Origin of the sequence: Ferrimonas sediminicola (assembly GCF_005116715.1) — a bacterium.
Classification (GTDB): Bacteria; Pseudomonadota; Gammaproteobacteria; order Enterobacterales; family Shewanellaceae; genus Ferrimonas; species Ferrimonas sediminicola.
This window is the reverse complement of the sequence record NZ_SWCI01000014.1, coordinates 1-12901: the sequence shown is the minus strand read 5'-3', so window position 1 is coordinate 12901 and position 12901 is coordinate 1. Positions and strand designations below refer to the sequence as shown.

The following is a 12901-nucleotide window of genomic DNA, read 5'->3' as shown; positions in this document are numbered from 1 at the left end:
CATTCGAGCCCTCTTTTTTGTGTGTGCGCACAACCCTAGCGGGTGCACTCCTCCACCAGGTAGGCCAGGTGGCGGTAGGAGATGCCACTCTGACGGGTCAGTCCCATCTCACACATGCGGTTGGCGTAGTAGCCTTCACTGATTTCAGAGGGCAGACGCTCCTTGAGATGACGCAGTGCAGAGGCGTTGATCTCTGGCTTGTACAGCCCCTTTTCACCGGCGAAGCCACAGCAGATGATCCCCTCGGGCCGAACAATCTCCTCGGCGTAGCGGTTGACGATCGCCTCCATCTTGGCACCGGCGCCCATGTGGGTGGCGGAGCAGCCGACGTGCAGGGCCACAGCGCCCTTCTTGCGCGACGGCGGCAGCCTGTCCATCAACTCGTCGTGGATGAAATCGACCGCATCGAGGATCTTGAAGTCGATGTCGCTGTCCTGCAGGGTGCGCTTGGTGCAGGAGAGGGCATCGATGATCACCGGGATACGGCCGTCATCGGTCATCTCCTTGAGCGCCTGGACCATCTCGTTGCGTTTGAAGTCGGCGTTCTTGTAGTCCCCTTTCGACTCCCACATCTGACCACAGCACAGCTGGCGGGTGTTGCCCGGTACCAGCACCTGGTAGCCGGCGCGCTCCAGCAGGGCCACCATCACGTCGGGCAGGGTGGTGTCATCGGGGTCCTCCGGGGTGGCACCAAAGGTGCGCCCGCCGCAGGCCGGGAAGTAGACCACCCTGGGCTTGTCGTTGCCGACGGCGGCCTGGGGGCTGGGCAGGTTACTGCCCTTGGGGAAGCTGGGATCCCAGTAGGGCACCTCCTTGGACACCTTGCGGCCGAGATCCATGATCTTGCCGGTGACGGTGCTGCCGGTGAGCTTGTGGATGCCGTGCAGCACGTTGAAGCCGGTGGAGAGCACCGCGTTGACTTTACCGAAGTGATTAGCCTGAAAATCCAGCACCTTCTGCGCGGTAGAATCGATGAGGTCGGTACGCAACTGGCGCACCAGCATCCCCATATTGTTGTCCACCGGGCAGGAGATGGTACACAACTGACAGGCGGTACAGGTGTCAATGACGTCGTACTGGGCATCGGCCCGCAGCTTGGCCGCCCCATGTTGATCGCCCTCTTGCTCCAGCCGGGCGATCTCCCTCAGGGTGGTGATCCGCTGGCGGGGTGACATGTTCAGCTCCGAGGTGGGGCAGGTCTTTTCACAGAAGCCGCATTCGATGCAGCGGTCCACCCAGTCGTCCACCACCGCGGCCTGCTTGATCGCCTTGACGTGGATCTCCTTGTCGTCGTTCAGGACCACGCCGGGATTGAGGATCCCCTGGGGATCGAAGGCGGCCTTGAGCTTCTTCATCATCTCGTAGGCCTGAACGCCCCACTCCATCTCGACGAAGGGCGCCACGGCCCGCCCGGTACCGTGCTCCGCCTTCATGGAGCCGTCGTACTTGTCGATCACCAGCTTGGCCACGTCCTGCATGAAGCGGTCGAACTGGTCGATGTCCTGCTGACGCTTGAAGTGCGGCGTAATGATGAAGTGGAAGTTGCCGTCCAGGGCGTGACCGTAGATCACCCCCTCAGGATAGCCGTGCTTGTGGAACAGTTCGGTAAGGTCGGCGGCGGCCGAGGCCAGATCTTCCACCCGGAACGCCACATCCTCGATGATCACCGAGGTACCCTTGGGGCGCTCGCCGCCGATGATGGGGAACAGGCCAGAGCGCATCGCCCAGTACTGGCCATAGACGGCGGGTTCGGTGCTGAACTCGATGGGACGTTCGGTGTCGATGTGCTTGATGGCATCGATGGTCTGCCGGGTGTAGTCCTCCAGGGTCTCCAGATCGTTGGCCCGGCACTCGATCAGCAGGATGGCGGCGCCCTCAGGCAGATCGGACAGCCATTCGGGCATGCCGGGCTTACCGGTCACCGCCTTGATGGAGGCCCAGTCCAGCAGCTCGCCGGCGGCGACGGCGTCCATCTGCAGTGGCGGAATGGCGGAGGCGGCGTCCACCATGTTGAAGAACACGGCCATGGCTGAGGCTTTGAACTTGGCCTCCTCCACGGTGTGGTAGGTGACCTCCTCAACGAAGGCGAAGGTGCCTTCGGAGCCGACGATCAGGTGGTTGATCAGATCGAAGGGGTCAATGTAGTCCACCAGGGCGTTGAGACTGTAGCCAGTGGTGTTCTTAATGGAGAACTTGTGACGGATTCGGTTGCTCAGCACCTCGTTGGAGCGGGTCTGCTCACCCAGCTCCGCCAGGGTGCTGATCAGCTCCGGACGTTTTTCGGCGAAGGCACGCCTGGAAGCCTCATCACCGGTATCCAGGTAGGTGCCATCGGCAAACAGCAGCTTGGCACTGGCAATGGTTTTGTAGCTGTTCTCCGTGGTTCCGCAGCACATGCCTGAGGCGTTGTTGGCTACGATACCGCCGACCATGCAGGAGGCCAGGGTGGCCGGATCCGGGCCGATCTTCCGGTCGAAGGGCTTGAGTTTGGCATTGGCGTCGGAGCCGATCACCGCCGCTCCCAGGGTCACCCGGCGGTGATCGTCGCTGATGTCGATGTTGCGGAAACCGTCGTAACCCAGTCGCAGCAGGATACCTTCGCCCACCGCCTGACCCGATAGGCTGGTGCCGGCGGCACGGAAGGTCACCGGGGCGTTATGCTGGCGGGCAACGGCGAGGGTCTCCTCCACCTCCTTCAGGGTATTGGCGGTGACCACCAGTTGCGGCACGATGCGAAAATAGCTGCCGTCGGTGGACCAGGCGAAGCGGCGCACAGGATCGTCCGTGACCGCTTTGGGACCCAGACGGGAAAGAAGCTCTCTGTGAACCTGAGAATAGTCGATGCTCATTGCGTACCCTCCGGCGCGGACCCGAGGAAGGGGCCCGATTTATCTGTTGTTATGGATGAGTGCTCTGACTGTTCTAAAGCTTAGTCGCTTATTTTCAAAGCGAATAATATTGTGCTACCTGCGGCGGATAGAGTGACTTTCATCACAATGAAAGTGTGACTTAAGTTGTGGAAAAGCTGTTCGGTGCGAGCTGGGTCAAGTCGCGAGAATCTGGGCCATGATCTCCCGCGGCTGGGGGTGAGGGAGAGCGGAGGGGATAAACAGCCTGAGCCCGGCTTCGGCATAGTGGCAATGGTTGTCCGGGGTGATGCCTGCGGTTACGGAGAGTTCGCAAGGGGCGTCCAGATTACGGGGTGCAGGAATGCCCTGTCTGGTGCCGGCCACCAGGCAGGTGGCCGGTGGAGTCGGGCCCGCCCCCATTTTTTTTGGTGAAGGTTAGCCAATGGGCCAGGTCAGGGTGATGAAGGAGGCGTTGCCCTGCAGCTCGGTTTTGTCGGACCAGGCGGGGTGTCCCGCCTGGGCGTTGCCGACACTGCGCAGCCACTCTCCGTGGCTGACGATGGCAACCCGCCCCTGTGGATGAGCCAGGTGGATGCGCTGAAGGGCATCCAGGGCGCGGGATTGCAACTGATCGGCTGGTTCAAACCCCGGGACGTCGACGCGGTTCTGGCTAAAGCGCAGGGACAGGGCTTGCCACAGCTCTGCCTGCTCTTCCCGGTGACACCCCTCCAGTACCCCAAAGGCGCGCTCCTTCAGTCCGTCATCCAGCTGCAGAGGCAGGCCATGGGGCTGGTTGATGATCTCGGCGGTGATGCGGGCACGCTCCAGCGGACTGGCGTAGATGGCGTCGAACTCGAGGGTGGCCAGTTCCCGGGAGAGGGCTTCGGCCTGGGCCAGGCCCGCCTCGGTGAGGGGACTGTTCTGGCTGCCCTGAAGGCGACGCTGGCGGTTCCACAGGGTTTCCCCATGGCGAATCAAGTAAAACTGGGTCACGGCGGGTGTGGTTTGAACAACTGAACGGGCGAGCAGTATACCACCAATGGATGAAAAAAGGGCGCGGCCCTGGGGGAGGGTACCGCGCCAACAGCTCAGGCGTTAACTCTCAGCGTCGCTTAAAAACGGTAGTCGATGGACAGGTACAGCTGCTGGGTATCGTCCAGAGAGAAGTTCTGGCCGATGCTCTTGCCGCTGTTCTCATAATCCTGGTCCAGGTAGCGGTAGCCCAGCTCGGTGCTCCAGTTTTGGGTCAGGCGGTATTCGGCGCCCACCTGGCCGCCCCAGACGAAATCGCTCTGGGAGTCACCGGCAATCTTGTTGTCGGCCACACCGGCGGACAGACCGGCGAACAGGTTGAACTTTCCGGAGTTGCCTACGGGGAACAGGTAGTCGTAGGAGGCCAGGAACAGGTGCTGCTCCTGCTTGACGGAGTCACCCCGCACATTGAACTTGTCCTCTTTGTAACCGTAGGTACCGGCGAAGCGATGGTGATCGTTGAGGATGGCACCGCCGCGCAGCTGCCAGGTTACATCATCGCTGTCTTTGTGGGCGTCGCCCTTGATGCTGTCCTGCTGCCAGCCCGCACCGGCGCCGGCGAACCACTGGACATCGCTGGCCAAGGCGGAGGTGGAGATCAGGGCGGTGGCGATAAGGGTCGCGGTCAGTTTCTTCATGGTATTGCTCCATTGACGTTATCTCTGTCGATGGGTCCTACCATACGCGCCCAAATTGAACCCACTCTGAACCGATAGGGGCCAAACTTAACCATGACTTAATCAACTACTTAAAAAATATAAACACCCCTTTGAGCCGAACGTTTAACCGGAGGCTGATCTCAGCCCTGGTTCCGATTGAGCCGGGCCAGCCGGTGGTAGAGGGGGTGCAACCGGCCATAGAGTTTCAGGTACACCTCCCGGTAGAGGGTGCGGTATCTCTGGTGATGAAGCGGGTTGGGCTCAAATCTTTTGCCGACACGGATCATTCCCCGGGTAGCCTGGGCCACATCCGGGTACCAGCCCAGGTGCAGGGCGGCGCACAGGGCGGCACCCAGGCCCGAGGTCTCGGTGGTGTGAGCCCGCTCTACCGGCAGGCCAAACAGGTCGGCGGTCAGCTGCAGGATGGCGTCACTCTGGGCGCCGCCGCCGGACACCCTGAGCAGGCGGGTATGGCTACCGCAGCGCTTCTCCACCCTGTCCAGCCCCTCTTTCAGGCCGTAGCACAGCCCCTCGATGATGGCGCGGTAGAGGTGGGCACGGGTGTGATGATCGCCGAAGCCGATGATGGCGCCCCGAGCCTCGGGGCCGGGCTGGCGCACTCCGGCGCCCCAGTAGGGTTGCAGGATCAGCCCCTCGCTGCCGGGCTCGGCGGCGTTGATCAGTTGGTCCAGCAGCTTTTCGGCCACGGTGTTCTGCTCCTCCGCCAACAATTGCTCCAGCTGGCCAAACTGCTCCTTAAACCAGCTGACCATCCAGAAGCCGCGGAACAGCATCACCTCACACAGGTATTCGCCGGCCACGGCGGCCGGGTAGGCGGGCATCAGCGGTACAATCTCCCGGTAGCGGGAACTGACCACATTGACGGTGGCGGTGGTGCCGAAACTGAGGCTGGCCACTCCCTCCTGGTGACCGCCGCTGCCGAGGATCTCGCAGGCCTTGTCTCCCCCGGCGGCCACCACCGGCAGCTGCGCGGGCAGCCCCAGCCGTTCGGCGACCTCGTCGGCAAGGTGCCCCAGCAGCTCGCCGGGCGCTACCAGTTGCGGCATCTGAGACGGGGTCAGGCTGAGGGCATGCCAACGCCAGTTGCCTTGCGGGGCCCAGCGCTGCCTTTTGTAGTCAAAGGGCAGGTAACCCACCTGGCCGGCGGTGCTGTCCCGATACAGGCCGGTCAGCCGGTAGCTGAGGTAACCGCCAACCTGAACCACCTTGGCGCAGCGCTGCCACAGCCTGGGCTCGTAACTGGCCAGCATGTTGCTGAACGCGCGCCGGCGCAGGGTGTTGAAACTGTGGCCGATGTAGGGCAACCAGCCCAAGGGGCGCAGGTACCAGGGCAGTGGCGGCAGGTCGCGGCACTGGCGCTGATCGGTCCACAGTACCGCCGGACGCAGCGGCACGCCATGGCGGTCGAGAAACACCAGCGAGGTGCGCTGAGCGGTGACCGTGACCGCCTTCACCCGGGTCAGCGTGTTGCCCTGGTCACCCAACCGTTTGACTGCGTCTACCAGCGCCTGCCAGTAGATCTCCGCATCCATCTCGGCGGCCCCGGGCTGGGGGCTGTGGTAGGGCGGAGAGAAGTGCACCTGGCTCTTATCCAGCAAGGTGCCCTCGGCGTCGAACAGCAGGGCGCGCAGGCTCTGGGTTCCGTTGTCGATGGCAAGGATGGCGTCAGTCATGGCGACTCCTGAAGGGCTGCGGGCTGTAGAACCGCTCCCAGATGCGCCAGTACCTGTCCCACTCCTGCTGGCACTGCGCCTCGCTCCACCCGAGGTGCCGCCGGCACAGAAGGTCGATGGGCGCCTGATAGTGGTGCAGGGTGCGCCCGAGCAGCAGGCCCAGGCGGGTGCGCCTCAGCAGCAGGTCATCCAGGTGGGTGATCGCCTGGTGGGCTATGGCGTCCTCCAAGCGGTGCCAGCCGATCACTGCCGCGCCGATGGGTTGGTCATTGTGGGGAGCGTGGCTGACCGGCGGCAGCTCCGGCTTGCGCAGCGGTGCGTCGATCATGGCGGCGGCGTATTCCAGCACTTGCTGGCCGGTCTCCAGGAAAGTGGTCAATTTGCCGCCGGTGAGGTTGACCAGACCAGGCTCCTGCCAGATGAGGTGTTCCCGGCTGGCGTCGGACGGCGCGGAGTGCTCCGCGGCGGAGCAGACCACCGGCCGCACCCCGCTCCAACTGGCGATGATATCCTCCTCGCGGGCGTCGGGATCCAGGGTGTGGAGTGCCTGCCACAGGTAGTCAAACTCCTCCCGGCTCATGGCCACATCCTGCTTCAGGGGCGCCTGGTGATCCAGATCGGTGGTACCCATGATGGAGGTACCCATCCAGGGATAGAGGTACACCGGTCGGCCATCTTCCGGGTGGGCGAAGGTGAGGGCCGCCGGAGCCGGATAGCGCCAGGCGGGCAGCACCAAGTGGCTGCCCCTGAGCGGGCGGATCACCTGGTTTCCCGGCAGCGGGGTTAGCCGATCGCACCAGGCCCCGGCGCAGTTGATGACGCAGGCGGCGTGAATGGGGGTGCTACAGCCGTCGATGCGGGCCTGGACACCGGTGCAGCGGCCATGCTTCTCCAGCAGGCTGTCCACCGGGCTGTAGTGGCACAGGTCCAGCCCCTCCCGCACCGCCTCCTGCAGCAGCCAGGTGATCAGGCCGCAGTCGTCGCTGATCGCATCGAAGTAGCAGCTGGCTCCCTGGATGTCATGAAGGGGATAGGGCAGCGCGTCGTGCAACTGCTCAGGGGAGAGCCAGCCGGGACGGCATCCCGGTGCAAAGGCGCGGTAGATCTGCAGCGCCACCTGCACCTGCCAGGGTTTGGGCTTGCTGGCGGGCGGGTGCATAAACCAGAACGGCAGCGGCTGCACCAGGTCGGGGTGGTGGGCCATCAGGGCGTCACGGGCGCGGGCCGCCTCGCGGGTCAGGCGCCAGTCACCCTTGGCCAGGTAGCGCAGGCCGCCATGGATCATCTTGGAGGAGCGGCTGGAGGTGCCGGAGCTGAAGTCCTCCGCCTCCAGCAGCAGGGTCTTGAGCCCGTTGTGACAGGCCAGCCAGGCCACGGCGGCGCCGTTGATGCCACCGCCCACGACGATGATGTCGTAGGCCCGCTCTCCCCGGTTGAGGCGGGCGCGGCTGTCCGCCACCCTGGTGGTCAGATCCGTCATGGCGTCTCCAGCAACTTACCCGGATTCATCTGTCCCTGTGGATCGTAGTGTTCCAGCACCGCCTGGATGCCGGAGCGGGTCAGGGCGTCCTTCTCCACCGACAGGTAGGGGCGGTGGTCTTCGCCGACGCCGTGCTGGTGGCTGATGGTGCCGCCGCCCTCCACGACCGCGCGACTGGCGGCGTCCTTGAATTTGCGCCACTGTGCCAGGCTGGCGTCAAACCCCTCCTTGGCCGGGAACAGATAGGTGGTGTAGAGGCTGCAGCCCTGTTTGTAGACGTGACTAAGGTGGGTATAGCTCAGCAGCGGGGTATCACCTGCCACCGCTTTGAGGCTGAGCTCCATCTGCTGTTGCAGCGCCTCGATGCGGTCCCAGTTGGCCGCAGTTTCAAAGGTGTCCACCAGGTAACCGTGCTCCCACAGGCTCTGACGTAGGTAGGGGGCACCGTAGCGGTTCTGCTTCCAGTGCTGGCCCAGACCCTTGAGCGCCAGCCTGCCGTCGTGGCTGTGGAGCAGGCGGCGAATGGCCCGGGTGCTGTGACGTACCTGGCCGCGGTCGCCGGTGACGCCCCAGGTGAGCATGGCGGGGGAATCGCCGACGCCGAGCAGACGGAACAGCTTCACCAGTCTGCGATGCTTCTCTTGCGAAAGCGCCAGCTGCAGCTGAGTGTTGGTTTCGGTGGGGTGGCTCAGGCGCATCATGCTGGCGGGGATCCCAGCCTGGGCGATGGCGCGCACCGCCTCCAGCCCCTGCTGCCAGCCCGGAAAGAAGGAGACATAGAACTGCTCCTTCTGCGGCAGGGGCTGCACCCGCATCTCCGCCTCGCTGATGATGCCGATGCGTCCCTCGGAGCCGAGGATCACCTCGCGCCAGTCCGGGCCGGCGGCGCTGGCGGGCAGTGCCGGCAGGCTGATCTCCCCCCTGGGGGTGTGCACCAGGCCACCGGCAAACAGTTGCTCTATACGACCGTAGCGCAGGGATTGTTGGCCGGAACTGCGGCTGGCGATCCAGCCTCCCAGAGTGGAGTACTCGAAGGATTGGGGGAAGTGGCCCAGGGTGTAGCCACGGGCGTTCAACTGGGCTTCCAGGTCCGGACCGCGGACACCGGCTTCGAAACGGGCCAACTGACTGATGGGATCCAGGTGCAACAACCGGTTCATCCGCTCCATCGACAGGGTGATCACCGGGCGTTCACCCTCGCGCGGGTTGATGTGGCCCGCTACGCTGGTGCCGCCCCCGTATGGGATCACCACCCAGTTGTGTTCCCGGGCAAGGTTCAGCAGCGCCTCAAGCTGATCACGGCTTTCGGGGAAGGCGACCGCATCCGGGGCGCAGCCCAGCTTTCCCTGTTTGAACGCCAGCCAGTCCGCCAGGCTCTGGCCCCGGGCATAGCGGGCCCGAACCCCGGGTTCGACACAGTAGAGGTCGTGGGAACCCAACCGGCTTGGAGGCAGTTGACTGGCGGTCTGCTCCAGTGTGGCTTCACCCAGCGGGTTACCCGGGCCAAGGAGTGAGGTCAGCACCGTCTTGGCGACTTCGGGCAGGGGGCGTTGCTTCGCCTCGTCTCCCCAACTGTTCCATACCTTTTCCATGAGACATCCTGTTCATGTTGTTAAATTTTTGTTTGTCGTCCTAGGGTCACGGATTTTCTCTGTTTATACAAGTGTTTGAAATGCATTGGCGGATGAACGGCGAGGAATGCTGGTCCGAGCCGAGTTTACCAGGCTAATAGCGGGCCGGTAGACGTCTTACCGGCAGGGAACACTGACATTCCGGCCAGCCTGAATGGCCCAGGTGGCGGCGCATCGCGGTTCGATAGCCTACCGGGAAGTGCCCTGGCAAAAATGGCCGTGAACGCCATGAAACCGTGCCTGACCCGGTGTAAAAGCTTGCCTAATATTCCCTAGATGGTAATTTGCACCCACGCACGTTAATAGAGACTTGTAACAATGCCAAAGGCCAGTGAAATCAAGAAAAATGCCGTGGTTGAATACAACGGCAAGGTGTATTCCGTAAAAGAGATTGCCAAGCTGACCCCCAGCGGCCGTGCAGGCAACAGCCTGTACCGCATGCGCATGTACGATGTGGCCACCGGCGCCAAGATCGATGAGAGCTTCAAGGCCGACGAGATCCTGAACCTGGCCGACTTCAGCCGTCATCAGGTGAGTTTCTCCTACATCGACGGTGACGAGTATGTCTTCATGGACAACGAAGACTACACCCCCTTCAACTTCCGCAAGGAAACCATTGAAGAGGAGCTGCTCTACTTCAACGAGGAGACTCAGGGTCTGCAGGTGCTGGCGGTAGACGGCAACCCGGTCGCCCTGGAGCTGCCCACCAGTGTTGACCTGGAGATCGTGGAGACCGATCCCTCCATCAAGGGGGCCTCGGCCACCTCACGCACCAAGCCCGCCAAGCTGACCACCGGCCTGGTGGTGCAGGTGCCCGAGTACATCAGCAGCGGTGAAAAGATCAAGGTGAACACCGCCGAAGGCAAGTTTATGAGCCGTGCCGACGGTAAGTAGGTCAGCCACTGCCTTATCAAGCCCGGCACAGATGCCGGGCTTTTTTGTGGCGGCGGCATGAATCGCTACCCATGGACAGAAAAAGTCGTTAGGTTAGAAAAAGCCATCAATCAGCCTGATAGGTGGATCTCGGTGATCAGCGGCTGGCGCCGAGGGCGGAGCCTGCGTTGCTGGTCATCATCATTAAGATTAATCTCAATCAGGTCATGGCGTTACGCGAGAGCGTTCACTTACATCTTCCGGTGGAGCAGATGCAAATCAACCGGGCAGATCTCCGCCGATGCCGGTGCCGCCACTCCCTCGCTTTTTTGATAGATCAACGCTATCCATGGTTGGTCAACTCGTGGAATTGGTCAGGGAATATGGGTTGGTATCGAGTCAGGCGTGCAAGGGAGGGCAACGATTTTTTAGTGGAATGCGGCGACCTGCCCCATACTTATGGGTTAGGCAGTGAAATAGATCCTCGCAGCGATGAGGTAATCAAGCATGACCCATTTTCACAACCTGGATCAAATCGTTGCATCCCTGGAGGCCGATGAATCTACCAAGGGCGATCCCATCAAGAGAACGTTTGTGTTCGACGGAGAGCACCTGACAGCGAATGTTGGGGTGGTCAGCGACAGTGGCAATGCCCTCCACATACAGAAAGCTCATGATGAACTGCTGGTCATTATTGAAGGCGATGTGGAGTTTAAGGTTGGTGAGGAGATAAAGAGGGTAAAAAGGGGGGATCTGGTGTTCATTCCCAAAGCGACTCTTCACGGCCCCATGTTAAAGCAGGGGCAAAGCTTCGCGGCCCTTTCGGTGTTCGCCCCCCACTTTGATCGCACCAAGGCCAACATCGAGTGGGATAAAGAGTCTTAGACGTTTAGCGGCTGTCCGGACCCGGCCTGGGACGCGGATGCGGCCGGACCAAGGCGCGCTTCAGGCGCCGTTGGCCGAGGATGCCAGGCGCTGGGTATGGAGGCTGGGGTATGGCAAACAGGGTAGAGCCCAAAACCTTGGCCGAGTTGGAAGCCATGCACACAGGCTCGTTGATGAGTCGAAGAAGGGCGTTACTCAAGTGTGCTGAATCCTTCGAGCCGTCTGGCGACGCCGCACTCCCTAAAGCGGGTGTGATCCAGTACAAGGACACGCCTGAATGGAAACGGGCATACGGTGACCTCAAGGCCGTGTTGGATACCCGAGAAAACATAGCGAACAAGAAAGAGCGTAAGGCGCTGCGACAGGCAAAGGCGCGATCAAGGAGATGATGGCAACACAGCTATCAGGCGTCTGCCATCGGACTGGACGCGCAGGTATCTGGTCTACACTCTCTGGAGCCATCTGCATTCGGAGGGGGAGTCTATGGATCGCAAATTCATACTGACCGCTTTTGGCTACGCGATACTCGGCTTGATTCTGGGCATATTCATGGCGGCCACCAAGGATAAAGGCCAGTATGTGACCCATGCGCACATCATGTTGGTGGGGTTTCTGCTTTCGTTTGTCTATGGACTGTGCCACAGGCTGTGGCTGAATAACTCCACCTCGACATTGGCAAGGGTGCAGTTTTATGTCCATCAACTCGGGGCGGCGGTACTGCTGCTGGGGTTGTTCCTGTTTTACGGGAAATTTGTAACACTGGAAACCATCGATCCGGTGCTTGCCTCGGCCTCGGTGACCGTGCTGATCGGCGTGATGTTGATGAACATTGAATTTGTCATCAGCTCGAAGAGAAAATAACCCTGCCCCAGATCATCAACGGCTGCCGGCCCCCTCACACCACCGGCTCAGCCAGAGTCGCTTTTTTGACTTGTCTCCGGGGGAATAAGTGCCGACCAAGGGGAACACCATGAGGATATTGGATGCACCACGGAGCGATTGACGACGGACACATTGACACACGATGAGGAGATGACGATGTCAAACGAAGGGTACCATGAGCCGATCGGCGAATTGACGGATGAGACCCGCGACATGCACAGGGCCATCGTTTCCCTGATGGAGGAACTCGAGGCGGTCGATTGGTATAATCAGCGTGTAGATGCCTGTAAAGACAAGGAGTTAAAGGCAATACTCCAACACAATCGTGACGAGGAGAAGGAGCATGCCGCCATGGTGTTGGAGTGGATTCGACGTCGGGATCCCAGCTTCGACAAGGAGCTCAAGGAGTACCTTTTCTCCGACAAACCCATAGCCCATAGCTGACCATTTCCGATTCAACAGGCAACGGTCCGGCTTAGGCCGGGCCGTTGCCTGTGCCGGTCAGCCCGGGCATTCGATGACAGTCGCGAGGTTAAGGGTGAGTCAGGGAGTCATCGGAGCGCGGCAGAAACAGGTAAAGGGGAGCGAGTGATGTTCCCCTTCGAAGCACAATTATTTCTATGGCCAGAATGTCTGTAGAGAAGGTCTAGGAGGGGACGATATTGGAGACAATAGTTAAGAGCTTGAACGGTCGAGGTGTGAATGCAGAACTTAAGGGGGAGGAGGTCATACTGAACCTGGGGCCGGTGTGCGGCTCGGCCACCATCATTTATGATATTGCCTTGGCGATGTGGTGGTTTAATGATCCCGGACACCGCTTTAGGTGGTAAAGTCGCCACCGTAACAAGAGGTGTTCAATGACAAGAAAGCGTCGCTCATTCACTGCGGAGTTCAAACTGGAAGCCGCATGCCTGGT

11 protein-coding genes are annotated in these 12901 nt (G+C 61.3%); 5 read left to right on the top strand and 6 right to left on the bottom strand.

Translation table 11 applies throughout. The features are described 5' to 3' along the window. Positions 1-35: 35 nt before the first annotated feature. The 6 genes from FCL40_RS15775 to FCL40_RS15750 all read right to left on the bottom strand — a co-directional run bounded on the left by FCL40_RS15775 (position 36) and on the right by FCL40_RS15750 (position 9306). On the bottom strand, positions 36-2849 hold the full coding sequence (locus FCL40_RS15775; RefSeq protein ID WP_136854265.1) for an FAD-binding and (Fe-S)-binding domain-containing protein: 2814 nt from the start codon (positions 2847-2849) through the stop codon (positions 36-38). Between the two features lie 435 nt (positions 2850-3284). Beyond that, positions 3285-3842, bottom strand: a complete 558-nt coding sequence (locus FCL40_RS15770) for a histidine phosphatase family protein (RefSeq protein ID WP_169307160.1) — start codon at positions 3840-3842, stop codon at positions 3285-3287. A gap of 119 nt (positions 3843-3961) precedes the next feature. Next, on the bottom strand, positions 3962-4519 hold the full coding sequence (locus FCL40_RS15765) for a porin family protein (protein ID WP_136854263.1): 558 nt from the start codon (positions 4517-4519) through the stop codon (positions 3962-3964). A gap of 161 nt (positions 4520-4680) precedes the next feature. Beyond that, complete coding sequence (locus FCL40_RS15760) at positions 4681-6234, bottom strand: FGGY-family carbohydrate kinase (RefSeq protein ID WP_136854262.1); 1554 nt, start codon at positions 6232-6234, stop codon at positions 4681-4683. Then, entirely contained in the window at positions 6227-7714 is a 1488-nt protein-coding gene (locus FCL40_RS15755; RefSeq protein ID WP_136854261.1) for an FAD-dependent oxidoreductase, read from the bottom strand. Before FCL40_RS15755 ends, FCL40_RS15760 begins: the two co-directional genes overlap by 8 nt. Then, the gene (locus FCL40_RS15750) at positions 7711-9306 is read right to left on the bottom strand and encodes an FAD-binding oxidoreductase (protein WP_136854260.1); all 1596 of its coding nucleotides are present in this window, start codon (positions 9304-9306) and stop codon (positions 7711-7713) included. The genes FCL40_RS15755 and FCL40_RS15750 overlap by 4 nt, the downstream gene beginning before the upstream one ends. Positions 9307-9663: 357 nt before the next feature. Here FCL40_RS15750 and efpL point away from each other — a divergent pair, with 357 nt between their 5' ends. The 5 genes from efpL to FCL40_RS15725 all read left to right on the top strand — a co-directional run bounded on the left by efpL (position 9664) and on the right by FCL40_RS15725 (position 12429). Next, positions 9664-10239 (top strand): elongation factor P-like protein EfpL, encoded by a 576-nt coding sequence (gene efpL, locus FCL40_RS15745; RefSeq protein ID WP_136854259.1) that lies wholly within the window; start codon positions 9664-9666, stop codon positions 10237-10239. A gap of 486 nt (positions 10240-10725) precedes the next feature. Next, positions 10726-11103 (top strand): cupin domain-containing protein, encoded by a 378-nt coding sequence (locus tag FCL40_RS15740; RefSeq protein WP_136854258.1) that lies wholly within the window; start codon positions 10726-10728, stop codon positions 11101-11103. A 110-nt stretch (positions 11104-11213) separates the two neighbouring features. After that, on the top strand, positions 11214-11492 hold the full coding sequence (locus tag FCL40_RS15735) for a hypothetical protein (protein WP_136854257.1): 279 nt from the start codon (positions 11214-11216) through the stop codon (positions 11490-11492). 94 nt (positions 11493-11586) lie between these two features. Then, positions 11587-11964 (top strand): TonB-dependent receptor, encoded by a 378-nt coding sequence (locus tag FCL40_RS15730; protein ID WP_136854256.1) that lies wholly within the window; start codon positions 11587-11589, stop codon positions 11962-11964. Between the two features lie 177 nt (positions 11965-12141). Further along, complete coding sequence (locus FCL40_RS15725) at positions 12142-12429, top strand: encapsulin-associated ferritin-like protein (RefSeq protein ID WP_136854255.1); 288 nt, start codon at positions 12142-12144, stop codon at positions 12427-12429. The last annotated feature ends 472 nt before the right edge of the window (positions 12430-12901 follow it).